At 36.7% G+C, this 23,667-nt stretch carries 24 protein-coding genes and 1 tRNA gene; 7 read left to right on the top strand and 18 right to left on the bottom strand.

Annotated features, from left to right (window positions below):
* Positions 1-7: 7 nt before the first annotated feature.
* The 5 genes from J4050_RS07855 to J4050_RS07835 are packed head-to-tail and all read left to right on the top strand — an operon-like array spanning position 8 to position 4,811.
* A complete protein-coding gene (locus J4050_RS07855) occupies positions 8-292 on the top strand; it encodes a riboflavin synthase subunit beta (RefSeq protein WP_208154023.1) in 285 nt (94 codons plus the stop codon).
* Positions 292-2,151: a DNA mismatch repair endonuclease MutL gene (gene mutL, locus J4050_RS07850; protein WP_208154021.1), complete on the top strand. Its 1,860-nt coding sequence runs from the start codon at positions 292-294 to the stop codon at positions 2,149-2,151. The genes J4050_RS07855 and mutL overlap by 1 nt, the downstream gene beginning before the upstream one ends.
* Before the next feature lie 4 nt (positions 2,152-2,155).
* A complete protein-coding gene (locus J4050_RS07845; protein WP_208154019.1) occupies positions 2,156-2,908 on the top strand; it encodes a rhomboid family intramembrane serine protease in 753 nt (250 codons plus the stop codon).
* A 2-nt stretch (positions 2,909-2,910) separates the two neighbouring features.
* On the top strand, positions 2,911-3,783 hold the full coding sequence (locus J4050_RS07840; RefSeq protein ID WP_208154017.1) for a rhomboid family intramembrane serine protease: 873 nt from the start codon (positions 2,911-2,913) through the stop codon (positions 3,781-3,783).
* Between the two features lie 5 nt (positions 3,784-3,788).
* Entirely contained in the window at positions 3,789-4,811 is a 1,023-nt protein-coding gene (locus J4050_RS07835; RefSeq protein WP_208154016.1) for an endonuclease/exonuclease/phosphatase family protein, read from the top strand.
* Here J4050_RS07835 and J4050_RS07830 read toward each other — a convergent pair.
* From J4050_RS07830 to J4050_RS07755, 16 genes are all read right to left on the bottom strand, one after another.
* Entirely contained in the window at positions 4,800-5,108 is a 309-nt protein-coding gene (locus J4050_RS07830) for a DUF6122 family protein (protein ID WP_208154014.1), read from the bottom strand. The two genes, J4050_RS07835 and J4050_RS07830, sit on opposite strands and share 12 nt — an antisense overlap.
* Positions 5,105-5,722 carry a WbqC family protein gene (locus J4050_RS07825; RefSeq protein WP_208154012.1) on the bottom strand — a complete coding sequence of 206 codons (618 nt, stop codon included), beginning with the start codon at positions 5,720-5,722 and terminating at the stop codon, positions 5,105-5,107. The genes J4050_RS07830 and J4050_RS07825 overlap by 4 nt, the downstream gene beginning before the upstream one ends.
* 16 nt (positions 5,723-5,738) lie before the next feature.
* Positions 5,739-7,346: a signal peptidase I gene (gene lepB, locus J4050_RS07820; RefSeq protein WP_208154010.1), complete on the bottom strand. Its 1,608-nt coding sequence runs from the start codon at positions 7,344-7,346 to the stop codon at positions 5,739-5,741.
* A 62-nt stretch (positions 7,347-7,408) separates the two neighbouring features.
* The gene (gene dapB / locus J4050_RS07815) at positions 7,409-8,110 is read right to left on the bottom strand and encodes a 4-hydroxy-tetrahydrodipicolinate reductase (protein ID WP_208154008.1); all 702 of its coding nucleotides are present in this window, start codon (positions 8,108-8,110) and stop codon (positions 7,409-7,411) included.
* Positions 8,111-8,713 carry a DUF5683 domain-containing protein gene (locus J4050_RS07810; protein WP_208154006.1) on the bottom strand — a complete coding sequence of 201 codons (603 nt, stop codon included), beginning with the start codon at positions 8,711-8,713 and terminating at the stop codon, positions 8,111-8,113.
* Positions 8,703-9,605 carry a ParB/RepB/Spo0J family partition protein gene (locus tag J4050_RS07805; RefSeq protein ID WP_208154004.1) on the bottom strand — a complete coding sequence of 301 codons (903 nt, stop codon included), beginning with the start codon at positions 9,603-9,605 and terminating at the stop codon, positions 8,703-8,705. The genes J4050_RS07810 and J4050_RS07805 overlap by 11 nt, the downstream gene beginning before the upstream one ends.
* Positions 9,605-10,372, bottom strand: coding sequence for a ParA family protein (locus J4050_RS07800; protein ID WP_208154002.1), 768 nt, complete (start codon positions 10,370-10,372; stop codon positions 9,605-9,607). The genes J4050_RS07805 and J4050_RS07800 overlap by 1 nt, the downstream gene beginning before the upstream one ends.
* Positions 10,373-10,498: 126 nt before the next feature.
* The gene (locus J4050_RS07795; RefSeq protein ID WP_208154000.1) at positions 10,499-13,351 is read right to left on the bottom strand and encodes a M16 family metallopeptidase; all 2,853 of its coding nucleotides are present in this window, start codon (positions 13,349-13,351) and stop codon (positions 10,499-10,501) included.
* Between the two features lie 124 nt (positions 13,352-13,475).
* Positions 13,476-14,357, bottom strand: coding sequence for an SDR family oxidoreductase (locus J4050_RS07790; protein ID WP_208153998.1), 882 nt, complete (start codon positions 14,355-14,357; stop codon positions 13,476-13,478).
* 87 nt (positions 14,358-14,444) lie between these two features.
* The gene (locus tag J4050_RS07785) at positions 14,445-14,756 is read right to left on the bottom strand and encodes a hypothetical protein (RefSeq protein WP_208153996.1); all 312 of its coding nucleotides are present in this window, start codon (positions 14,754-14,756) and stop codon (positions 14,445-14,447) included.
* 116 nt (positions 14,757-14,872) lie between these two features.
* Entirely contained in the window at positions 14,873-16,999 is a 2,127-nt protein-coding gene (gene scpA, locus J4050_RS07780; protein ID WP_208153994.1) for a methylmalonyl-CoA mutase, read from the bottom strand.
* A gap of 52 nt (positions 17,000-17,051) precedes the next feature.
* Positions 17,052-18,428 (bottom strand): methylmalonyl-CoA mutase subunit beta, encoded by a 1,377-nt coding sequence (locus tag J4050_RS07775; protein ID WP_208153992.1) that lies wholly within the window; start codon positions 18,426-18,428, stop codon positions 17,052-17,054.
* The gene (locus J4050_RS07770) at positions 18,421-18,747 is read right to left on the bottom strand and encodes an FtsB family cell division protein (protein WP_208153990.1); all 327 of its coding nucleotides are present in this window, start codon (positions 18,745-18,747) and stop codon (positions 18,421-18,423) included. Before J4050_RS07770 ends, J4050_RS07775 begins: the two co-directional genes overlap by 8 nt.
* Entirely contained in the window at positions 18,747-19,352 is a 606-nt protein-coding gene (udk, locus tag J4050_RS07765) for a uridine kinase (RefSeq protein ID WP_208153988.1), read from the bottom strand. The genes J4050_RS07770 and udk overlap by 1 nt, the downstream gene beginning before the upstream one ends.
* Before the next feature lie 3 nt (positions 19,353-19,355).
* Positions 19,356-19,763 carry a c-type cytochrome gene (locus tag J4050_RS07760; RefSeq protein WP_208153986.1) on the bottom strand — a complete coding sequence of 136 codons (408 nt, stop codon included), beginning with the start codon at positions 19,761-19,763 and terminating at the stop codon, positions 19,356-19,358.
* A gap of 45 nt (positions 19,764-19,808) precedes the next feature.
* Positions 19,809-20,909 (bottom strand): PQQ-dependent sugar dehydrogenase, encoded by a 1,101-nt coding sequence (locus tag J4050_RS07755; RefSeq protein ID WP_208153984.1) that lies wholly within the window; start codon positions 20,907-20,909, stop codon positions 19,809-19,811.
* A 103-nt stretch (positions 20,910-21,012) separates the two neighbouring features.
* Here J4050_RS07755 and J4050_RS07750 point away from each other — a divergent pair.
* Positions 21,013-21,087: transfer RNA gene (locus J4050_RS07750), tRNA-Pro, on the top strand.
* Between the two features lie 37 nt (positions 21,088-21,124).
* Here the strand turns inward: J4050_RS07750 and J4050_RS07745 are convergent.
* Positions 21,125-21,604 carry a hypothetical protein gene (locus J4050_RS07745; protein ID WP_208153982.1) on the bottom strand — a complete coding sequence of 160 codons (480 nt, stop codon included), beginning with the start codon at positions 21,602-21,604 and terminating at the stop codon, positions 21,125-21,127.
* A gap of 161 nt (positions 21,605-21,765) precedes the next feature.
* On the opposite strand from J4050_RS07745, the gene trxB reads away from it, so the two are divergent.
* Positions 21,766-22,749, top strand: coding sequence for a thioredoxin-disulfide reductase (gene trxB / locus J4050_RS07740; RefSeq protein ID WP_208153980.1), 984 nt, complete (start codon positions 21,766-21,768; stop codon positions 22,747-22,749).
* Between the two features lie 65 nt (positions 22,750-22,814).
* Here trxB and J4050_RS07735 read toward each other — a convergent pair whose 3' ends face one another.
* Positions 22,815-23,651, bottom strand: a complete 837-nt coding sequence (locus J4050_RS07735) for a GIN domain-containing protein (protein WP_243878583.1) — start codon at positions 23,649-23,651, stop codon at positions 22,815-22,817.
* Between the last annotated feature and the right edge of the window lie 16 nt (positions 23,652-23,667).

The following is a 23,667-nucleotide window of genomic DNA, read 5'->3' as shown; positions in this document are numbered from 1 at the left end:
TAGACTTATGGGATTGTTAAAACAAAGAAAGAATAAAAAGTATAACTATAAGCCGCGTTATTATAAGGGAGAAGGAAGCCCTTATGAAGTTAAACACAAGTTTGACGATTATAGAACAACTGTCAATCCTGCCAAAGGACTTAAAGGAAAATTTAACGCAGCGTTAGACGATTATAAAAGTAACCGAGATAACAATGTAAATCGTCGTGTAATTATTATTGTTAGTGTGTTAATTTTTCTCTTTCTGCTTATAATAGATTTTGATTTGTCAATTTTCTTCCCTCAAAGCTAATGGCAGATATTATTCAACTATTACCAGACCATGTTGCTAATCAAATCGCTGCAGGAGAAGTGGTGCAACGTCCATCTTCTGTGGTGAAGGAATTGTTAGAAAATGCCATTGATGCTGAAGCTACAGAGATTAAGCTAATTGTTAAGGATGCTGGTAAAACTCTAATCCAAGTCATTGATAACGGCAAAGGTATGAGCGGTACAGATGCGCGCTTGAGTTTTGAGCGCCATGCTACTTCAAAAATAAGGGAAGCTCAAGATTTATTTCAATTACACACAAAAGGATTTAGAGGAGAGGCATTAGCAAGTATTGCTGCTATTGCACATGTAGAACTTAAAACAAAGCTCCCAAGCGATGAGTTGGGTAATCAAATTGAAATTGAAGGCAGCGAAATTAAACGACAAGAAGTAGTGGTTGCTGCCTCGGGTACTTCAATTGCTGTAAAGAATTTATTTTTTAATATACCGGCGCGACGGAATTTCTTAAAATCAGATACTGTAGAATTAAGGCACGTTACTGATGAGTTTCATCGAGTGGCATTAGCACACCCAACTATAGCTTTTAAGTTTTATCACAATGGGAGTGAGTTGTTCAACCTCCCATCTGAAAACTACCGACAGCGTATTGTGCATATTTTTGGTCCCAAAACTAATGAGAAGTTGGTCCCGGTTGAAGAGCTTACAGAGGTACTAGAGATAACAGGCTTTGTAGGTAAACCAGAATTTGCTAAAAAATCTAAATCAGAACAGTTTTTTTTCGTTAATAATAGATTTATAAAAAGTGCGTATTTAAACCATGCCGTTGGTGCCGCATTTGAAGGCTTAATTAAGGAAGGCTATCATCCAAGCTATTACTTGCAACTCCAAGTAGACCCCAAAACCATAGATATTAATATTCATCCCACAAAAACAGAGATTAAATTTGACGATGAGCACACTTTATATGCTATACTACGTTCGGCTATAAAACATAGTTTGGGTCAGTTTAACATTGCGCCAGTTTTAGATTTTGAGCAACAAAATCAATTTAACACGCCATATAGTTATAAAAATAAGCAGGCTTCTGCACCTGCGGTTGAGGTTGATAGAGATTTCAATCCATTTAAAGAAGAGAGGCCTCATCAAAGAACTCATAAATCAACCGGACATAATAAGCCATCAGCTGGCAATTGGGAGAGTTTGTACATTGGACTAGAGTCATCTTCAAAAATCAATCAATCAGAGATTGAGGTCAATACCTTTACTGTTGAAGGAGATATCAAAACAGGTTCTATGTTTTCAACAAATACGATTGAAACAAGGAAAACAACGTTTCAATTGCAACAAAAATATATTATCAGCACTATTAAATCTGGTCTTGTAATGATTGATCAAAATAGAGCGCATCAGCGCATCTTATACGAGGGTTACTTAAGACAACTTACGCTAAAAGAGGCCACGAGTCAGCAATTATTGTTTCCGCTTCAGTTACAGTTTTCTAATGCCGAAATTGAGCTCATTAAACAGGTTCAAATTGATTTAGAACACACTGGCTTTGTATTCTCAGAAGTTAAACAAGATAGTTTTGTTATCACTGGAGTTCCTGTAGGTGTGTCTGAAAGCGAAGTGTCTATAATTTTAGACCAGTTGCTAAATGATATTGAAAACGATGTGCCAGATGCTAATTTTAGTGCTGCAGACCTTTTGGCTAAGTCCATGGCAAAAAGTCTGTCTATAAGAAATGGACAATCTTTATCTACAGAAGAACAAGAACACCTAGTAAATCAGTTGTTCGCCTGTAAGGATCCTAATATTTCACCTACAAACAGACCAACATTTATAACCATGTCTGTTGACGATTTAGAAAAACGATTTATGTAAGTTTATGAGAAGAGGAATAACTGATGCTGTAAAGCACTTACTGATTATTAACGTTATAATGTTTGCCGGGACGTTTCTCATTGGCAATAAGGAACTGTTTTTTCAATGGTTTGCCCTATTCTTTCCCAAGAATGACCTTTTTCAGCCCTGGCAAGTTGTAACACATATGTTTATGCATGGCAATTTTATGCATATTCTATTTAACATGTTTGCTCTTTGGATGTTTGGTACTGCTGTTGAGCAGATATTCGGTACTAAAAAATTCATTGTGTTTTATTTGCTTTCAGGGCTAGGTGCTGCTGTTATTCAGATTGCATTTTTGTATTTTCAGTTCAATACAGGACTTTCTGACTTAATAGCAGCAGGCATTTCAGAGTCCAAAGTATATGCCATACTGGCGGAAGGTCAGTATGATACGCGCTGGTTAACAATTCTTGGAGATAATTTTGAAGCTTTTATAAGTGCTTATAATTCGACCATGGTTGGTGCTTCAGGTGCTATTTTTGGCGTTTTAGTGGCTTTTGGGATGTTGTTCCCAGAATCTAAGCTTATGCTCATTTTTTTACCTATACCCATTAAAGCAAAATATTTTATACCTGCCATTATCGCTTTAGATTTGTTTTCAGCCTTGTCTGGAGAATCTATATTTAGTCCAAGTAATACAGCTTATATGGCGCATGTTGGTGGTGCGTTAACAGGGTTTTTACTTATGTATTTTTGGAAGAAGAATGAAAATGATAAATACCGCTGGAACTAGTTATGAGTACATTTCAAAATTTAAAATATAAATTCAATACCCTAGATATTTTTGGTAAGCTCATTGTTGTAAATGTTATTGTTTTTATTGTAGACTTTATATTGAGTAGGGTTATAGGTCTGTATATCGTCAACTATTTTAAGTTGCCTTCGGACTTTATGGATTTCATAGTGCAGCCCTGGTCTATCCTAACCTATGGATTTCTACATAATGGCTTTTTTCATTTGCTTTTTAATATGCTGTTGCTCTTCTATTTGGCTAGAGCAACAACCAACTTATTTAGGACAAAAATGATGCTCAATGTGTATTTAATGGGCATTTTGTTTGGCGGAATGGCCTATTTACTAGTGTCAAATCTTTTTTTTGCTGAATTTTTTGGTGCTAGAGGTATATTAGTAGGCTCATCAGCAGGAGTTTCTGCTCTATTATTGTTTATTGCTGTATATATGCCTCATACACAAATTAGGTTATTTAACGCTTTTAACGTTAAATGGATGCATATTGCTATTTTCTTTGTGGTGATTGATGCTGGAAGATTGTTGTTAGGCCTAAATCGTGGTGGCTACGTAGCACATTTTGGTGGATATCTTCTTGGTTATATCTATGCTGTTCAGTTACAAAAAGGAAATGATTTTGGAGCTGGTTTTGAGCGCTTAATGGATAGTATTGCAAGTTACTTTAAGCCAAAGTCTAAGTTAAAGACCGTTCATAGAAAAAAAGGAAAATCTGGATTCGCAGGAAAAACTAAAAAGGAGTTTGAAGCGTTTAATAAGCAGAAAAAAATAGATATGATTCTCGATAAAATTAGTAAAAGTGGTTATGAGAGTCTTACGGCAGAAGAGAAGGAATTTCTCTTTAAGGCTGGGCAGGATTAAATACTATGAAAGGTCTAGGTATTTTTGATAAGATAATGTTTGTGGTCAATAGTCTGGTTGCATTTTTGTTATTACTGTCTTATGTCCTTCCATTCATTCCGCCAAAGACCTTTGCTACGCTTTCTGTTTTAAGCTTGGTGGTGCCTTTGCTGCTAATACTCAATATTCTATTCGCTGTGTTTTGGTTGCTAAAGGTAAAGAAACAGCTCCTTTTATCTCTCGTGGTTTTGTTATTAGGTTATGGTTATATAGGTTCGCTTTATAAATTTTCGTCTACCAAAGATGTTAGTGATAAGGATAATTTTACCGTAATGTCATTTAATGTGAGGCTATTTAATTTTTATGAATGGCTCCCAAGTAAAACAATAAAAGAAGACATCATTGCACTCTTTGAATCTGAGCAACCGGATATTTTAAGCATACAAGAATATAGGCAGGGAGGGCGAATAGAACTTAAAGGTTACTATGATTATAACTCTAAGTACAGTGGTGTTATTAGAGGTGGACAAACCATTTTTTCAAAGTTCCCAATAATCAATAGTGGCTCTTTGGAATTTCCAAACACTAATAATAACGGAATTTTTATAGATGTAAAGATTAAACAGGATACCGTAAGAGTGTACAATATCCATTTACAATCTTCGGGTATAAACACAGAGGTCGATGCTCTTAGAAAAGAAACATCTGAAAATTTACTTAAACGCTTAGGCACAACATTTAAAGCTCAGCAAGAGCAGGTAGAGCTTATTAATGCTCACAGGGCAAAATGTCCGTATAAAGTTATAGTTACGGGAGATTTTAACAACACGGCTTACAGCTACGTCTACAACAGTCTTAAAGACGATTTAGTTGATACATTTGAAGAAGCAGGTAATGGTTTTGGTAAGACGTTTGGTTTTAAATTTTTCCCTTTAAGAATTGATTTTATTTTAGCAGATAAGTCTTTTGAAATTAACAATTATAAGTCTTATGATAAAAAGTTGTCTGACCATTTCCCAATTAAAACGACTTTAAAATTAAATCATTAAACAGTCAATAGCATCTGAGAAAATATGCGCTAGTAGACCTAATGCAAAAAGTCTAGAGAGTTTGGGCAGTAACAATAAAACATAAATAATAATCGCATAAGTGCTGTGTAAAGGGTGGAAGTTAATGCTGCAACGCGATGAGTCAAAAATTGGCGTAGCAAAGAGATGATCTAAATCTATTATAAATGCACATAGCATTATGACATAAGCTTTAAGCCAATTCTTTTTAAAGCCTATAATCGCTATAGCCAATGGAAGGCCAAAATGCAAGCCATAGTGAATTAAAGGCTTCATCATTTATATAGTTGTTGTTTACTTAAATATAACTCCGTAGCTGGGCCCTCATTAAATAATACGTCCAAAATACTAAGATTGGATATAAAACCGTGTTTGTTCGAAAAAACTTGGGTATAAGGCGTCAAGAATATAGTGGCTTCTTTTGGGTTCACAAGGTGTCTTCTATCCCGTAATTCTTTGGTTGTCTTTTCAAACGTCTTGGTGTGCTTTAGAGATACATCTAATTGTAAGGCATTCTGTAAAAATTCTATACTTAGAAGGTTTAGGTCTAAAATGTAGGTAAATGACCTCGTAAATAAAGGCATTAAATCATCAATATAATACTCAAAAAAAGGTGAAGTGCTATAAGCTGCAGTCAATGATTTTAAATGCTGCTGCTGCCATTTTTCAGAATTAAAGATTTGTACATCTTTGTATTGTTTTCTATTTGTTTGAGAGTATATAACAGGTACGGTAAGGCTAAGCTTACCATTGGCACCATAAATTTCTGTTCTGTTTCTGTACGTTTGTTTTTGGTAATTGTCGCATACTTCTAAATGGACCGTATTTGCTTTGTACATTGCCAAAAAATGAGCAATATTAGGAAAATAGCACGGATGGATAAGACAATCCATTAATTAGAATAATAATTTAAGAGACCTTCGCTTTCTTTTTCTTACGCCACCTGTTGTAAATGGTAAATCCAAGAATAACAACAAGAAAAGGGATTAAATAAGAGGTACGTTTTCCAGATCCACTTACGGTAGTGAAAATTCTATCCCAACGGAATTTCCAATTTTTAATACCTTCAGTAAATCCATCAATGCTCATCCATATAAACACAGGTTTCCCAAAAATATGATTGTAGGGCACAAAACCCCAAAATCTGCTATCAATGGAGTTATGTCTGTTATCTCCCATCATCCAATAATAGTCTTGGTTGAAGGTGTAAGATGTTACTGGCTTATCATCTATAAAGATTTGGTTTCCTCTTGTCACCACTTCATGTCCTTCGTATTCTGATATAGCACGCTTGTATATAGCGATATTGTCTGCCGTTAGGTTAACCGTAGCCCCAGCTTTTGGTATCCATAGCGGACCGAAGTTATCTACATTCCATTTGTAATTTGGATCCCTAGGGAATGTTTCTTCAGGTTCTCCAGCTGCACGTTTTATGGGTTTTATCGAAGCGACTTCTGGGTGTGCCTTTAACCGTGCAATAGCTTCATCAGTCGCAGCAGGAATGCGGAAGGCACCTTCTGTAGATCCATAACCTAATCCGTCGGTAATATCATATTTTTTCAATATACCTAGCATTCGCGATGGCTGAAGGTTTCTTTTAAACTTAATATCATACGAAAATTGAAGATGCGTTCTTGGCGGTAACTTATTTTGTTTACCGTTTATAAACACATAACCATTTCTTATCTCTAGGGTGTCGCCAGCAACCCCAACACATCGTTTTACCAAATTGGTTTTTTTATCTATAGGTTTATAGTAATTACGGTCCGGTTTAAACTTGTTCATATCCAACAAGGTGTCGGCAGGTTGATTGAAAACGACAATATCATTACGCTCTACATTCTCAAACCCTGGTAACCTAAAATAGGGGAGTTGTAGTTTATTTAACCATGAAGAGTTGCGCTCTTCAAATTGGTCACTGAATAAGTATGATTTCGATTTTAATACAGGTATGGTATCATGTACCATTGGAGCTGCTACCGTGGTCATTGGACCTCTTGGGCCGTAATGAATTTTACTCACTATGAGAAAATCGCCAACCAACAACGACTTTTCTAGAGATGATGACGGAATTACAAAAGGCTGGAAAAAATAAGTGTGCACTATAGTCGCAGCAACTATGGCAAATAAAATCGATGTTATCCATTCGCCTGATGAGGTTTTTGGCTTTAGTTGTCTATTCTCAATAAATTTCACATCTGTTGCATAATTGAGATAGTAAAGGTAAAATCCGAGTGTAACAATACATAATAGAGCATCAAGTTTACTGTCCTTGCCAAAAGCGCGCGCCGTCTCAACCCATACCGAGGGAATCATAATAAGATTTACAATGGGCAGAAACAATAATATAACCCACCACCAAGGGCGCGTTATAATTTTCATAAGTATAGCGGCGTTGTATACAGGTACAAATGCCTCCCATGCTTGGCGCCCAGCTTTTATATAAAGTTTCCATGTGCCTAAGCCATGAATAGCTTGAATTATAAGTAAAAAAATAAACCATCCTGTCCAGTTCATAACGTCTTATTTAGCCTTAATAGGTTGTAAAATATTTTAATTTGTTTCAATTTAAAATGTGATTAACCAATGTTTAACACATCTTTCATGGTGTAAATTCCCTTTTTGTCCTTTATCCATTCTGCGGCAATTACAGCACCAAGGGCAAATCCTTTTCTGTTGTGCGCAACATGTTTAATACTTATTGCATCAATTTGAGAATTATAGCTCACTTCATGAGTGCCAGGAACATCTTCTATACGTTTAGCATTTATTGGAATAGAATCAGGCTGTGCTTCACCTAGGGTCCAATTAGAATATTCAGTAGATTTTATAATGTCTTGAGCAAGGCTTATGGCGGTACCACTAGGGGCATCTAATTTTTTCATATGATGAATTTCTTCAATTGTTACATTATAATCCTTAAAATCTCTCATTAGCTCACATAATTTTCTATTGAGTTCAAAAAAGAGATTAACTCCTAAACTAAAATTAGAAGCATAGATAAAACTACCATTTTGTGCTTTACAGAAAGCCTTAATGTCGTCATAGTTATCTAACCAGCCTGTTGTTCCTGATATTACCGGCACATGTGCACTTAGAGCAGCTTTAATGTTTTTGACTGCAGTATTAGGGAGACTAAAATCTATTGCAACATCAGTGTTGCTAAAGTCCAACGGGTCCTTATCGGTATTTACTTTTAAAACAATAGAGTGACCGCGTTTTAAGGCTATAGCCTCAATACTTTTTCCCATTCTTCCATATCCCAGCAATGCAATATTCATTTAAAATTTAAAATTAAAGGTTAGTCCTAAATCTGAAGAGTGTTCCATAGGATTGTATTGGTAATGTGGTCTAAACGAGAGGTTCTCGTCAACATTAAATTGTAATAAATGTGCATCAACGTTGGCGTCAATAATATTAAGCGCATATAGTCCAATGGTAACTAAAAGTGCAACTTCCTTATTACGTCTAAATTGTTGTTGTGCCCTTATAAGAGCATCATCTGAAATAAAAGGGGTTTCTCCAGGACCATAAAACTCATCATCTTTAAAGCCCGCCAAACGTCTTTTATAGGCATCTCTATATCTGCTAAACTGATTGTCATTTCTGACATAGAAGTAAACGCCAGTTCCAATGGCTGCCCAGACTATAGGGACTTTCCAATACTTCTTGTTGTAAGCTTGGCCTAAGCCTGGAAGTATTGCTGAGTAAAAAGCTGCTTTTGAGGGTCTTAAAGGGTCTATTTCTCGTTTTACGAGGCTCTCATTGGCGATAATAGCGGTATCTTTTAAATCAACTGAAGTGCTATCATTTTCTTTTTGGGAAAAAGCGTTGATAACGGAAAAGAGACACAAAAGGCCAATAAAAACCCTTCTATTTAGCACGTTGAACTAATTTTTTTATACGATTGAAGTCTTCTTCGGAATGAAATGGAATAGTTATTTTACCACTTCCACCTTTACCCATTTTTACAGCGATTTTATGACCAAAATACTCAGAAAAGTCTTTGATTCCTTTTTTGATATACTTAGGGATTTCCTGTTTATTACTAACCTCGCTATTACTATCCTTACCGTTTAAGTTTTTAACGAGTTGCTCGGTTGCCCTAACAGATAATTTATTGCTTATTACTTTTTCGTAAACCTCTAATTGATCTATAGACTTTTCGATATTGACCATTGCTCTTCCGTGACCCATTGTAATGAAACCATCTCGCATTCCGGTTTGGATGATAGGATCTAACTTTAAAAGTCTTAAATAATTTGCGATAGTAGAGCGTTTTTTACCGACGCGTTCGCTCAATTGTTCTTGAGTAAGCTGTATTTCTTCAATTAGGCGCTGGTAGGAAAGAGCAATCTCAATAGGGTCAAGGTCTTGGCGTTGAATATTTTCAACCAATGCCATTTCTAAAGATTCTTGATCATTAGCGATTCTAATATAAGCTGGGATAGTCTCTAGTCCAATTAATTTAGAAGCTCTATAGCGACGCTCACCAGAGACCAACTGGTATTTATTAAAGGCAAGTTTTCGAACTGTAATTGGTTGTATAACGCCTAATTCCCTAATAGACGATGCCAATTCCTTTAAAGTATCTTCGTTGAAGTTAGTCCTTGGTTGAAAGGGGTTAACCTCAATACTCGTAATATCCAATTCTACAATATTACCAACAACCTTATCTGCATTCTTATCTTCTGCTGAAGATATATCATTATTTGGGTCTTTTAACAAGGCAGATAGCCCTCGTCCCAACGCTTGTTTTTTAGTTGCCTTTGCCATTACAATTCATTTTTCTTAATAAGCTCTTTAGCTAAGCTAAGGTAATTGGCCGCACCTTTGCTGCTTACATCATAATTTATGATACTTTCGCCATAACTTGGCGCTTCTCCGAGTCTTACATTTCTCTGAATGATGGTTTCAAAAACCATATCAGTAAAATGCTTTTGTACCTCTTCAACAACTTGGTTAGACAAGCGTAAACGGCTATCAAACATTGTAAGAAGTAAACCTTCTATATCTAACGCTTCATTATGTACTTTCTGTACGCTTTTAATAGTATTTAACAATTTCCCTAACCCTTCTAATGCGAAGTACTCGCATTGAATAGGAATAATAACAGAATCTGAAGCTGTTAAAGCATTTAAAGTTAGGAGCCCTAACGAGGGCGCACAATCAATAAGGATATAATCATACTCGGATTTTATCTCTTCCAATGCTTTTTTTAGCATGTATTCGCGATCATCCTTGTCAACGAGTTCAATTTCAATGGCAACAAGGTCTATATGAGCTGGAATTACATCGACATTAGGTGCGTTTGACGCTACAATAGCCTCTTTAGCTGTTTTAGTAAGCTCCAGCACTTGATAGGAGCCAATTTCTACAGTGTCTACATCTATCCCTAACCCAGAACTTGCGTTGGCTTGTGGATCGGCATCTATAAGTAGGACTTTTTTTTCGAGTACGCCCAAAGAAGCGGCTAAATTAACGGAGGTTGTAGTCTTACCTACACCTCCCTTTTGATTAGCAATTGCAATAATTTTACCCATTAAAAGATTTGGTTTTATAAGGGTTTAAAAATACAATTAATTATGGGTTTAGAAAACGGAAGTTGTTAACATTGGTTAAACAAAAAAGGCGGTTGAATACCGCCTTTTCATCTATTTTTTAAGCTTTTATTGGTCTTCTGGAAGAAGAATAGCTTTTATGAATCCATCGTTTAAATATTTCTTACCTACAGCTTGCACATCTGCAGCTGTAATGGCGTTGATGTTCTCTTCATAGTTTACCACATTGTTAAAGTCAGATTTATTATAATCTGCATTTCTAATAAAAGACATCCAGAATCTATTTTGTTCTAGTTCATCTTTTCTCGAAAGTAATTGGGCTTTTTTAACCTTATCTAAGTCTTCTGCTGTTGGACCATCTTTAATAATCTTCTGTAATTCCGCAATAGAAGCATCTGCCAATTTCTCCGCATTTTCTGGTGCACATGGGAAAGAGATACTAAAGTTAAATCTGCCATAAGGGGTTTTGCTAATAGAACCTCTTGCTCCAGCACCATATACACCACCTTCTTCTTCTCTAAGTTTTTCAATAAGTTTAATGCTTAGAATTTCTCCCAAAGCTGTCATAGCTCTTGCTTCTTCAACATCATATTTGGTATCACCACTGAAAATTAGATTAACCTGACTTTTCGGTTCCGTTCCTTTTTTAAAGGTAAACTCATGCGCGCCAGACTTTGGTCTAAAGTCAAACGTTTTATACATTTCTTTAGTTGCACTCCCTGGCAGTGACGCAATATATGTCTCAGCCAAATCTTTTAGTTGGGCTTCATCGATGTTACCTACAAAATAGAAGTTAAAATCACCAGCATTGGCAAAGCGTTCCTTAAATTTTTCGTAAGCCAAATCGTAGTTGGCATTATCAAAATCTTCAGGTTTAGGGAAACCAAAATATCTCGGGTTACCTTCATTTAAAAATTCACCTAATGCTATGGAAAAGGATATGTTAGGATTAGACAAGATGTTACCTAAAAATGCCTTTTGCTTACTAATATAGGAAGCAAAAGCCTCTTCATCCTTATCTAGCTTAGTAAAATAAAGATGCACCATTTGAAATAGGGTCTCTAAATCTTTTGGTGTAGAATTTCCGCGCATACCTTCGTCATTTCCTCTTATGTAAGGTCTCACGCTTGCAATTTTTCCAGACATCATTTTAGTCATGTCGTTCTTGGTAAGGCCATCTACACCTGCTTCAAAAAGACCACCATTTGCACTTGACGTTTGCTTTAATTCTTCGGTTGAGTACAACGATGTACCACCATAACTAAAAGCTTCAAAGAGTACTTCGTCATTTTTAAAGTCTGTCTTTTTGTAAGTAACGGTAGCACCGTTGCTTAGGGTCATACGTGTAATTTCGTTTATCTGACCTTCATATAATGTTTCTTTAGAAACTACGTTACCCTTAGTTGGTTTCACCGCCATCATTTCAGAACGTACGGCTTCGTCTTCGTAGTCTTTGATATCAGAAGATTTTACGCTTTCTAGAAGTGAAATAACTTCTTCCTCGGTAACTTTTGTCAATCCTTCTTTTTTAGGACCTGTTAATACAACCAAGCGATTATCATCGTGCAAAAACGGTACGATTAATGCATTAACTTCTTCTAATGTTATATTAGGTAATTCTGATTTTGAATAGTTGTAAGACCACTCTATTCCTGGGACAGGGCTTTGTCTTAAAAAATGTTGAATGTAAGCGCCAACAATTCTATTAGACTCACGCTTATCCTTATCCTTAAACTGGCGTTCTAGCCTGGCTAAATAATCTTTCTTGGCACGTTCTAATTCTGTGGCTTTAAAGCCATAACGTTTAACGCGTTCGTTTTCTTCTAAGAGAACTTTTAATGCTTCTAATTGCCCGGTCTCATTGGTTTGCGCAAAAGACTGATAAGCCTCTTTGTTCCCTATGATACCACCATGATAGGAAAATCCAAAAAGAAATGGTGGGTTGGGCTTGTTGGTGTATTCATTGAGCCGATTATTTATCATTTGTGAAAATAAGCCCTCTACCATATTGTCTCTGTAGTCTTTTACAGTTTTGGTTTTCTTAACGTCTCCTTTATCTTTATAATAAATTTGTACTTGGCTATTTGTAGCTTCCTCATCCCATTCAATAGCCACAAAGGTTTCTTCGTGGTTTTCTGAGCCATATTCGGTTCTCGGTTTTGGATTATCCGGATTGGTAAGATTACCAAAGTTTTCCTTTATTTTTTTCTCTAAGGTTTCAACATCTAAATCGCCAACAGCAATAACGGCCATTAAATTTGGGCGGTACCAATCTTCTTGAAAACGACGTAAGCTTTCATATTTAAATGTTTCTAAATTTTCTTTCGTTCCGATTGGTAAACGGTCCGCATAGCGCGATTTATAGGCTACTTTATCCAAATATTTAGATTGCATACGGGTTGCTGCCCCTAGTCTTGTGCGGTATTCTTCAATAACTACGCCACGCTCATCATCAATATCTTCGGCAGTTAGTAGGGCATTTCCTGCCCAATCGTTAAGAATTTGAAAGCCTTTATCTAACTTTTCTGGGTCATCACTAGGAATAGGTAGAATGTAAACCGTCTCGTCAAAACTGGTATAAGCGTTTAAATCAGCACCAAACTCAATACCAATACCTTGAAGGTAATCTACGAGTTCATTTTTTTTGAAGTTGGTCGTTCCGTTAAAATTCATGTGCTCCATAAAATGGGCAAGACCAACTTGGTCATCTGTCTCTAGGATAGACCCAGCCTTTATGGCTAAGCGCAGTTCTACCTTATCTTCTGGTTTACCATTGTTTTGAATGTAATACGTAAGGCCATTTTCTAGTTGACCTATTTTAACTTCGGGAGTAATTGGTAGTTGTTCAGATGGTATAGAGCCCGTTTTCTGATTTACCGGGTTTTGGGATGTTACAGTCGATGTTCCCAAAAAACAGAACAGTAGTAGTGCGTGAAGTGCACCTTTCCATAATTTTATCATGATTGATGGTTTAAGTTTATAAGAAAATTCCTTAAATATAAGTAGAAAGCACAGTTAATTAGGACATTCCTAAAAAGTTTAACTATTTTTTAATGCGCTCCTTAATTTAAAACCAATGTGGACTTTACTTATTTTTCTTTGCCCTAATCATTTTCTCCAGCTCGTCCCAAAGTGATTCAGGGATTTCAGAAAGCATATTAAACTCTCCGGCTCCCATAAGCCATTCGCCACCATCGATAGTAACAACTTCACCGTTAATGTATGCTGAGAAATCGGACACCAAATATGCTGCAAGATTGGCGAGTTCTTGATGATCTCCAACACGTTGAAGCGGCACTTTTTTAGCCATATCAAATTTTTCTTGAAGGTTGCCTGGCATTAAACGGTCCCAAGCGCCTTTAGTGGGGAAAGGACCAGGTGCAATCGCATTAAAGCGCATGCCGTATTTTGCCCATTCTACAGCTAAGCTGCGTGTCATAGCTAAAACACCAGCTTTGGCTGCCGCACTTGGTACCACATACCCAGAGCCCGTCCAAGAGTAGGTGGTAACAATATTGAGTACATTAGTATTGGTTTGCTTGCTGTCTATCCAGTGTTTACCAAAAGCGAGAATACAGTTTTTAGTGCCTTTAAGCACAATATCAATAATAACATCAAAGGCTCTATGAGATAAACGTTCCGTAGGGGAAATGAAATTTCCGGCAGCATTATTAAGTAAAACATCTACTTTACCAAAATGGGCAATTACGGCATCTCGCATGGCCTCAACTTGGTGGTACTCGCGCACGTCACATTGCACTGGCAAACATTTACCACCAGATTCTTCTTCTAGTTCCTTAGCAGTGTTTTGTAGTTTCTCGAAATTTCTGGAAGTAATGGCCACATTAGCGCCCAATTCTAAAAAGTATTTGGTCATAGCTTTACCGAGACCACTACCACCACCAGTAACTACTATGGTTTTTCCTTTGAGAGCTTCGTCGCGGAGCATTTTTTGAGTGTTTTGCATAGAATTTGATTCTTCTAATTAGTATATTAAATAATGATAAAAAAGTTCTGATACCTTCAATTTGAATACTATTAATAAAGTATTTTCTTAATTTAAAGGTCTGTAATATTTAATCCTTTCTTTCGGTTCTTTATCGCCCCAAAGTATAGCAATTTCCTTTTTGTTTAGGGTTGTTAATCTCCCTTTTGTAACGGACTTGTCGAAATAAATAAATATGCCATCTTTTTTTAATTCATCAAGAACATATCTGTTATCAATAAATAGGGTATATGAGATTTCTTGAAAAATCGCATACTTATTTTTGTCATATTTTGAGTTGGTTAGCCATTCTCCTTTAAACGGGTTCTTATAAAACCCTTGACCGGTAATCCACTTTAGTCCTTGCTTTCCGATTTTCAAAAGGTTTATTGCTGCTGCAGTTGTTAATACTTATAGCTGCAATTAGTGTATAGAAAGCAAGTGCTTTTTTCATTTTAGATTGAATTGTTCTAGTGACTAAAAAATAATTGAGCTATTTATTCATCAATCAAAATCTCTAAAATCTTAATGGCTGCCTCGCTAATTTTAGTGCCTGGTCCAAATACGGCTACGGCACCAGCATCAAATAAATATTGATAGTCTTGTTTTGGGATTACGCCACCAACAATCACCATTATATCTTCTCGTCCGTAGTTTTTAAGTTCTTCAATAACTTGTGGCACTAAGGTTTTGTGACCTGCTGCTAATGAGGATACACCTAAAATATGCACATCATTTTCTACAGCTTGTTTAGCTGCTTCCGCTGGTGTTTGGAATAAAGGGCCAATGTCAACATCAAAGCCAACATCAGCATAACCGGTAGCCACAACCTTTGCGCCTCGATCGTGACCATCTTGCCCCATTTTGGCTATCATAATACGTGGTCTGCGACCGTCTTGCTCTGCAAATTGGTCGGCTAAGGTCCTAGCTTTCTCAAAGCTTTTATCGTCTTTAATCTCTTTACTGTACACTCCTGAAAATGATTTAATTTGTGCTTTGTAGCGTCCGAATTCAGCTTCCAAGGCATCACTAATTTCGCCCAAGGTGGCTCTTTTCCTTGCTGCATCTACAGCTAAAGCTAATAAATTTTCCTCACCTGTTTGTGCTGCAGCCGTTAGTTTTACCAGGGCCTTTTTTACTTTGTCGGTATCACGTTTGGCTTTTAAGCGATTTAATGAATCTATTTGTTGAGTGCGAACGGTCTGGTTGTCCACTTCCAAGATGTGAAGTGGATCTTCTTGTTCTAACTGATATTTATTTACACCAACGATAATATCTTGCCCAGAATCAATCCGCGCTTGTTTTCGGGCTGCTGCCTCCTCAATTCTAAGTTTAGGAATTCCTGCTTCAATAGCTTTGGTCATACCTCCTAACTCTTCAACCTCTTCAATAAGTTGCCATGCTCTTTGTGCGATGTCATGCGTTAGTTTCTCCACATAGTAGCTTCCTGCCCACGGATCTACCGTTTTTGTGATATGTGTTTCTTCCTGAAGGTATATTTGAGTATTTCTCGCAATACGTGCCGAAAAATCGGTTGGTAAGGCAATAGCCTCATCTAAGGCGTTAGTATGTAAACTTTGAGTACCGCCGAAAGCGGCAGCAGCTGCTTCGATACACGTACGTGCTACATTGTTAAAGGGGTCTTGCTCTGTTAAACTCCAACCAGATGTTTGGCTATGAGTTCTTAGGGCTAAGGACTTTGGGTTTTTTGGATTGAATTGCTTTACCAATTTGGCCCATAATAGGCGTGCAGCACGCATTTTGGCAATTTCCATAAAATGATTCATGCCTATAGCCCAAAAGAAAGAGAGGCGAGGGGCAAAGGTGTCAATATCCATACCTGCTTCCAAACCTTTTCTAATATACTCTAATCCATCAGCCAAGGTATAAGCCAATTCAATATCACAGGTCGCTCCGGCCTCTTGCATATGGTATCCAGAAATGCTTATGCTATTAAACCGCGGCATATTTTTACTAGTATATTCAAAAATGTCTGAGATAATCTTCATTGATGGTGTAGGAGGATAGATATAGGTGTTACGCACCATAAACTCCTTAAGGATATCGTTCTGTATGGTGCCTGCAAGTTGTTCGGGTTTAACACCTTGTTCCTCTGCGGCGACAATGTAAAAAGCCATAATAGGCAATACAGCACCGTTCATAGTCATAGAAACCGACATTTGATCTAAAGGGATTTGGTCGAAGAGTACTTTCATGTCTTCGACTGAATCTATGGCCACACCAGCTTTTCCGACATCACCCACAACTCGCTCGTGATCGGAATCATAACCACGATGTGTCGCCAAGTCAAACGCTACGGAGAGCCCTTTTTGACCGGCCGCCAAATTACGTCTGTAAAAGGCATTACTTTCTTCTGCCGTGGAGAAGCCTGCATATTGTCTTATGGTCCATGGGCGTCTTACGTACATGGTGGAATACGGACCTCTTAAATTTGGTGCAATCCCTGCAACAAAATTTATATGTTCTAAGTTTAAAATATCCGATTTTGAATAGGTTGATTTTACAAAAATATCTTCGGCTGTTTTAAAGTCAGTAGCACTTGATTGGGTTTTCTTTGATGGTATATTTTTAATGCGGATATGTTGGATGTCTTTTCGGTTCATTGTTGTGAATTTTAACGTAAAAATCTACTATAGTTTTTTTCAATAGTGAGTTTCACTCTTTATTTAAACGACTCATTTCCAATTTTTCAGATAGTCTTTTTTCAATTATTGGTTCAATAAGTGTTTTTCTTTTAACTCGTTTCAAAAATGGAGAGATTTCTAAATCATTTTTCATCTTATCGTCTAGATTTGGATGCTTATTGCTACCTAATAGCACTAACTTTCCACTTTCAAAATCAGCCTGTTCAACCGCAGCACTTTCCTTTATTTTTCGTTGAATAGTACCTTCTTTTAATTGAGCTAAAAAGCCGCCATTGGATTCGATATCCTTAAATAATTCTAAAGCTTTCTCCGCAAGTTGTTGTGTTAAGGATTCAATATAATAGCTGCCATCTGCAGGGTTGTTGACCTTATCGAAATAGCTTTCGTGCTTTAGTATTAATAATTGGTTTCTAGAAATGCGACTACCAAATTCATTGTCCTCATGGTAAAGAGCATCATAAGCCAAATTAGATACAATATCTGAACCGCCTAAAATGGCGCTCATACATTCGGTGGTTGTACGTAATAGATTAACGTTATAATCGTAAATCGTTTTGTTGCGCTTGCTAGGTATGGTATTTATTCTGCAGTTGGTATTTATGCCATATTCAGAAGCTAAACTACTCCAAAGTTGTCTTAAAGCCCTTAGTTTTGCGATTTCAAAGAAATAATTGGAGCCTACTGCAACATTAAATGAAATAGCTAGATTTTCCTTTTCTTGAGAACTGAGAATGCCATCTAGATGGTTGAGGTATTCATTAGCGTGAGCAAGCGCATAGGCTAATTGTTGCACATTGGTAGCACCTGCATTTTGATAATGTTCTAAGTTAATACTTAATTGGCCTGCAAGTTTTACTAGGCGCTCTAAATGTAAATGGTCTTCTTTTAAGTTGGAGAACCAGTTACCTGTTTTACCTAATTGGCCAATACAATCAAAATGAATGGTAAGGTTGGAAAATGCTGTTTTATCAATACCCAGTATATTGTTTAAATCGTCCTGCGAGAAACTATTATAGCTTATTGAGACAGGTGTTGTTGAAATATCTATATTCTCTAGAAGCTCATTCACAACCGTTCCTGAAGCCTTGAGCACAAAGTGCAGGCTTTCAGCACCGCGATTAAGTGCATCTAGCGCCTTCTCATTGGCCGTTTCCGTGTCTTTTACAGGTATAGTTTCGCAAGCCTTCCAATTGGTGATTAGAGTGTTTGAAATATCTGGGAAGCCCTCAAATTCATCGGAATGATAAAAGGGTTTTACATCTATACCATCATTGGTGTTCCAAATAAGCGTGTCGTTGTAATCCGCACCTTTTAAGTCCACTTGTATTTTTTGTTTCCAAGCTTTGGAGGTTACGGATTCAAATTCGTTAAATAATGATTTACTCATTTTTATTTTGTTTAGGAAGACTGTCTTCGTATTCTATAATGTAAATATCTTCGTTTGGTTTTTTCATGTAATAGGTCTCTCTAGCTGTTCGCTCAACACCATCTTCTGTGCTAAGATCTCTAATAGCTTTGTTGTCTTTTTGCATTTCTTGCTTGTAATGTTCTTTTTGATATTCTAGTTCTTTAATGTCTGCATTTAATTCTCTGTGAAAGAGATAGGAGTGCGCATCAAAAAAAATCATCCATACGGCAAAGACGACCAAAACAAGGACGTAGATGTTTTTGAAAGGTTTGAGATATTTAGAATTGAATTTAGCCATTATAGTTTTTCATTGATGATAGTTCTTACAATGTCAACAGCAACAGTATTGTATTTATTGTTGGGAATAATAATGTCTGCATATTCTTTCATAGGTTCAATAAATTGCTGGTGCATGGGTTTTAACGTGGTTTGGTAACGGTTTAAGACTTCATCAATATTTCGGCCGCGTTCGTTAATATCTCTTTTAAGCCGCCTTATGAGACGCTCGTCTGAGTCTGCATGTACAAAAATTTTAATATCAAATAAATCCCTTATCTCTGGATGGGACAAAATAAGAATGCCCTCAACAATCATAACCTTTCTTGGGTACGTTTTTATAGTATCTCCCGTTCTATTGTGTTTTACGAAGGAATAGACGGGCTGGTCAATAGGTTTACCTGTTTTAAGAATTGTGAGGTGTTCCATTAAAAGTTCAAAATCTATGGACCTCGGGTGATCAAAATTAATTTGGACACGTTCATCAAAGTTAAGGTGGGAGGTATCCTTGTAATAAGAATCTTGTGAAATAATGCCCACCTCACCTTCTGGTAACTCATTAAGTATGGTATTCACAACAGTTGTTTTGCCGCAACCTGTACCTCCCGCAATTCCTATGATTAGCATATATTACTTTTTAGTGTTAGCCACAATTTCTGCTGTGACCTTATTATCGATCTTGTTTCCCCAGGCATTATTAATGTAAGTCATAACATCAACTACCTCTTCATCGGATAATCCTAAAGGCGCCATTAAACTGTTATAAGTAATACCATTAACAACAATTTCTCCAGACATGCCATATTTTATAGCTCTTATACTTCCTTCTTGGTTTTCTCTTAAATAATCCGAATTTGCCAAAGGCGGAAATACCTTTTCAACGCCTTTACCATCTGCCATATGGCAAGTAATACAAAGGGTATTGTAAATAAGTTTTCCATTATTAAAACTGGTTTTATTTACAATGCTTTTTTGTGCATAAGGATCGCTCTTTTTCGTGTCGGATTTGCAAGACAAAAGTAGGTTGATTAAGAGCATTAAATTTATGATTTTTGTCACTTTAGTAATATTCATTTACACTATTTATTTACGTAATAATTTAACTATCCCAAGATTTTCTACGCTAACATATATAAAACCATCGGGCCCTTGTTCTACGGAGCGTACGCGACCTATGGCGTTAAGTAACCGTTCTTCCTTAATGATTTTATTATCTTTAATTGTACACATATCTAAATACTGAAATTTAAGGGAGCCTACCAACAGGTTTCCCTTCCAGTCACCATATTTATCGCTTGATATAAAAGCCATACCACTAGGAGCAATTGAAGGGTCCCAATAATGAAATGGCTGCTCCATTCCTTCTTTTTTTGTGATCTCTGTAAATTTAGTGCCGCTATAATTGACGCCATAACTTATTACTGGCCACCCATAATTCTTTCCTTTTGAAATAATGTTAATTTCATCGCCTCCCTTTGGCCCATGTTCATGCGTCCAGATTTCACCTGTTTCAGGATGGATAGTCATCCCTTGTGGATTGCGATGGCCATAAGAGAAAATCGCTTTTTTGGCATTTACGCTATCTACAAACGGATTACTTGGAGGAATACTACCATCTGGATTTATACGATAGATCTTACCGCAGTCTCTTGTAATGTCTTGTGGATTGACATCTCTATTGCCTCTATCGCCAATAGTAAAATAAAGAAATCCTTCATTATCAAACTGAAGTCTAGAACCGAAATGTTGGCCTCTTTTGGAATTTGGCTTGGCTTTGTATAATACTTTAAATTCTGTCAATTTTTCACCGCTGAGTTTAGCACGGGCAATTGTGGTATTTCCGCCGCCATCTTCATAACCCGTAGAAGCGTAAGACATATAAAGCCAGCCATTCTCTGAGTATTTAGGGTCAATAATTATATCCATAAACCCACCTTGACCGCGCACATATATCTCAGGAACGCCTTGTATTAAGATTTTTTCGCCTTCTTTATAATGAATAAGTTCTCCCGATTTCTCGGTAATGAGCATAGTGCCATCTGGTAAAAAGCAAAAGCCCCATGGAATGGTCATATCCGCAACTATCACCTCGTACGCATTGGCATTATTAACAGGGTTTTTGTCTTGTGCGCAACCTAAAAAATAAAGCGCTATTGCGCAGAATAATGAAAGATTAATTTTCATAACAACCGTGATGTTGAAATTAGAGTTTAAAGTTAGAAAAATGTCCTTGTAAAATAAAGAATTAACTCTATATTTGCAGTCCTTAAAAGATAACCTTTGTCTTCGGGGTGTAGCGTAGCCCGGTTATCGCGCCGCGTTTGGGACGCGGAGGTCGCAGGTTCGAATCCTGCCACCCCGACTTTGAGAAAGACTCAGTGTTTAACTGGGTCTTTTTATTATTCTACGCGTTTATAATTTTCTGAATAGATACGATTGCCATCTTCATCTATTTCAATTTGTTCAAACCGGTTTTCGGTGAGACTGAGTTCAAACGTAAATTCTTTCTTCTCGGCAATAACTTCGTCCATGACTACAGACCCAAAATCGAGTATTTCAGTAAGTCGTTCGCCATCGTATTTGTAAGTACCGTATCCAAACCAATCTGAAGAATCTGCTGGTTTGTGCTTGCACCACATTACTTTGTCATCGGTATAAATTTTAATTTGTCTAAAATCTGGATTCATATCAAAGGAATCAACGACAACATTATCTTTGTAATTATAAAATCCGGTGAGTTCCCAAGTACCTTTTAGTCCATTCTGTTTGACAACGTCCTCAACGATAGCTTCTTCGTTATTTTTATCATTTTCCGAATTAGATTTACAGGCTAGAGTACTTAACAATACAAAAGTAATGATGAGTGATTTGGTCTTCATGATACGTTAGATTTTACTATTAAACACTTAAAAATTACGAATTTATGCTGAAGAAAAAAAATCATAGACAAGTTTTATGACCTGATAGAATGTGTTGATAACTTCATTGTAAGGATTTGAGCAAAAAACCTACTTTTGTGACGTAACAAATGAACAATTTTATGGCTGATTCAATAGAAAAAGTAAAGTGTTTAATCATAGGGTCTGGACCTGCAGGATATACAGCTGCGATATATGCCTCAAGAGCTAATATGGCACCGGTACTTTATCAGGGAGAGCAACCAGGAGGTCAGTTAACTACGACGAACGATGTTGAAAATTTCCCTGGTTATCCAGAAGGTATTACCGGACCAGAGATGATGATTCAATTACAAAAACAGGCGGAGCGATTTGGGACTGATGTTCGCCATGGTTGGATTACTAGAGTAGATTTCTCTGGCGATATCCATAAAGTTTGGGTAAATGACGACATAGAGATTCATGCATCAACAATAATAATTTCAACAGGGGCTTCTGCAAAATATTTAGGATTGCCTTCAGAACAAAAATATCTGCAACTAGGCGGTGGGGTATCTGCCTGTGCCGTTTGTGATGGGTTCTTTTATAGAAATCAGGAAGTCGTTATCGTTGGAGCAGGCGATTCTGCTTGTGAAGAGGCGCACTATCTTTCTAAATTATGTAAAAAGGTAACGATGTTAGTGAGACGCGATGAGTTTAGAGCGTCAAAAATAATGGCCAATCGTGTAAAGAATACTGAAAATATTGAGATTCTTTATAACACCGAAACGGAAGAAGTTTTAGGCGATGGGCAAGTTGTAACAGGTGTTAGAGTATTCAATAATCAGACTGGTGATAAAATGGATATACCTGCAACTGGATTTTTTGTAGCTATAGGTCATAAACCAAATACAGATATTTTCAAAGACTATCTAAATTTAGATGAAACGGGATATATTATCAATGCTCAACCAGGGACGAGTAAAACCAATGTAGAAGGTGTTTTTGTAAGTGGTGATGCGGCAGATCATGTTTACAGACAAGCAATCACAGCAGCTGGAACAGGTTGTATGGCGGCATTAGATGCTGAACGTTACTTGGCGGCTAAAGAGGCAGATTTCGAAGTGTCTACCCCAACTTATAACTAAATCCGGGATTGTAGTAACTAGAAAAAAAAGCTGAAGGGAAACTTCAGCTTTTTTTCATTTGTTTTCTATCGTATTTTCTTTTGAAGTTTCGCAGAATCCTCGAACTTGGTAATTGTTATTAACGGACTGCCGTAAAGATAGACTTCGCTATCTCCCGAAACTCCTAGCGAAATCGTTTCCATTGCTGAAATAATTAAATCGCTGTTACCCTCTACTAAGGCATCTACCTTTTTAACATCAAATTTTTCGCCTGTAAAGTTTGTTGAATTGTCTAATCTTATCGTCGATGTCTCCGCATTTCCTTCAATTACGGCATCCGAACGTTGATATAAGTCAAAATCAGCAGATTTACTATTTATTAGTGCATCTAGCTTAGTATTGTCGTTAAGTTCTATTTTAACAGAACCAGCACTAAGGTTTAACCGTGTTTTGGATTTTCCGTAACTCTTATAATTAAAACTTGTTGCATTAATATTGAGGTATGCCCTTGCATTATCATAAGTTTCTAGACTTGTCTCACTTAATTCCATAGAGGTAAGAGAGCGTATTTCACCATCATCTTTAACTTTAATTTCCTTTAGTGCATCGCCATAGTTGACTACTATGTGCATTTTTTTCTTCGATGTAATTCGCATTGTTTGCGAAAAAATCAAAGTTCCATCTACAACTTCAAATTGAATGATATCGTGGAGATTGTCATCAGTTTCGATTTCTACTGATGGTTTACTGTTGTATACAATTTCGATTGAAAAATCATTACCAACGACAAGCTTTTCAAAATCGTCAACGTAGGTCTGTCTGCTGGTGACATTTCGGTCGCCTTTAATTTTTTCGGTGGATTGTCCGGCAATTGACATGGGAACCAAAGACATTAATCCCAATAGGAGTACAAGTTTTTTCATGCACATATTGTTTTTA

The sequence above is a fragment of the Winogradskyella pelagia genome (assembly GCF_017581965.1).
GTDB lineage: Bacteria > Bacteroidota > Bacteroidia > Flavobacteriales > Flavobacteriaceae > Winogradskyella > Winogradskyella pelagia.
This window is presented reverse-complemented; position numbering and strand designations above follow the sequence as displayed.

Excerpts from the sequence above, each read along its gene's own strand:
- J4050_RS07855 (WP_208154023.1), top strand. The coding sequence starts at position 8 with ATGGGATTGTTAAAACAAAGAAAGAATAAAAAGTATAACTATAAGCCG.
- mutL (WP_208154021.1), top strand. The coding sequence starts at position 292 with ATGGCAGATATTATTCAACTATTACCAGACCATGTTGCTAATCAAATC.
- J4050_RS07845 (WP_208154019.1), top strand. The coding sequence starts at position 2,156 with ATGAGAAGAGGAATAACTGATGCTGTAAAGCACTTACTGATTATTAAC.
- J4050_RS07840 (WP_208154017.1), top strand. The coding sequence starts at position 2,911 with ATGAGTACATTTCAAAATTTAAAATATAAATTCAATACCCTAGATATT.
- J4050_RS07835 (WP_208154016.1), top strand. The coding sequence starts at position 3,789 with ATGAAAGGTCTAGGTATTTTTGATAAGATAATGTTTGTGGTCAATAGT.
- J4050_RS07830 (WP_208154014.1), bottom strand. The coding sequence starts at position 5,108 with ATGATGAAGCCTTTAATTCACTATGGCTTGCATTTTGGCCTTCCATTG.
- J4050_RS07825 (WP_208154012.1), bottom strand. The coding sequence starts at position 5,722 with ATGGATTGTCTTATCCATCCGTGCTATTTTCCTAATATTGCTCATTTT.
- lepB (WP_208154010.1), bottom strand. The coding sequence starts at position 7,346 with ATGAACTGGACAGGATGGTTTATTTTTTTACTTATAATTCAAGCTATT.
- dapB (WP_208154008.1), bottom strand. The coding sequence starts at position 8,110 with ATGAATATTGCATTGCTGGGATATGGAAGAATGGGAAAAAGTATTGAG.
- J4050_RS07805 (WP_208154004.1), bottom strand. The coding sequence starts at position 9,605 with ATGGCAAAGGCAACTAAAAAACAAGCGTTGGGACGAGGGCTATCTGCC.
- J4050_RS07800 (WP_208154002.1), bottom strand. The coding sequence starts at position 10,372 with ATGGGTAAAATTATTGCAATTGCTAATCAAAAGGGAGGTGTAGGTAAG.
- J4050_RS07795 (WP_208154000.1), bottom strand. The coding sequence starts at position 13,351 with ATGATAAAATTATGGAAAGGTGCACTTCACGCACTACTACTGTTCTGT.
- J4050_RS07790 (WP_208153998.1), bottom strand. The coding sequence starts at position 14,357 with ATGCAAAACACTCAAAAAATGCTCCGCGACGAAGCTCTCAAAGGAAAA.
- scpA (WP_208153994.1), bottom strand. The coding sequence starts at position 16,999 with ATGAACCGAAAAGACATCCAACATATCCGCATTAAAAATATACCATCA.
- J4050_RS07775 (WP_208153992.1), bottom strand. The coding sequence starts at position 18,428 with ATGAGTAAATCATTATTTAACGAATTTGAATCCGTAACCTCCAAAGCT.
- J4050_RS07770 (WP_208153990.1), bottom strand. The coding sequence starts at position 18,747 with ATGGCTAAATTCAATTCTAAATATCTCAAACCTTTCAAAAACATCTAC.
- udk (WP_208153988.1), bottom strand. The coding sequence starts at position 19,352 with ATGCTAATCATAGGAATTGCGGGAGGTACAGGTTGCGGCAAAACAACT.
- J4050_RS07760 (WP_208153986.1), bottom strand. The coding sequence starts at position 19,763 with ATGCTCTTAATCAACCTACTTTTGTCTTGCAAATCCGACACGAAAAAG.
- J4050_RS07755 (WP_208153984.1), bottom strand. The coding sequence starts at position 20,909 with ATGAAAATTAATCTTTCATTATTCTGCGCAATAGCGCTTTATTTTTTA.
- J4050_RS07745 (WP_208153982.1), bottom strand. The coding sequence starts at position 21,604 with ATGAAGACCAAATCACTCATCATTACTTTTGTATTGTTAAGTACTCTA.
- trxB (WP_208153980.1), top strand. The coding sequence starts at position 21,766 with ATGGCTGATTCAATAGAAAAAGTAAAGTGTTTAATCATAGGGTCTGGA.
- J4050_RS07735 (WP_243878583.1), bottom strand. The coding sequence starts at position 23,651 with ATGAAAAAACTTGTACTCCTATTGGGATTAATGTCTTTGGTTCCCATG.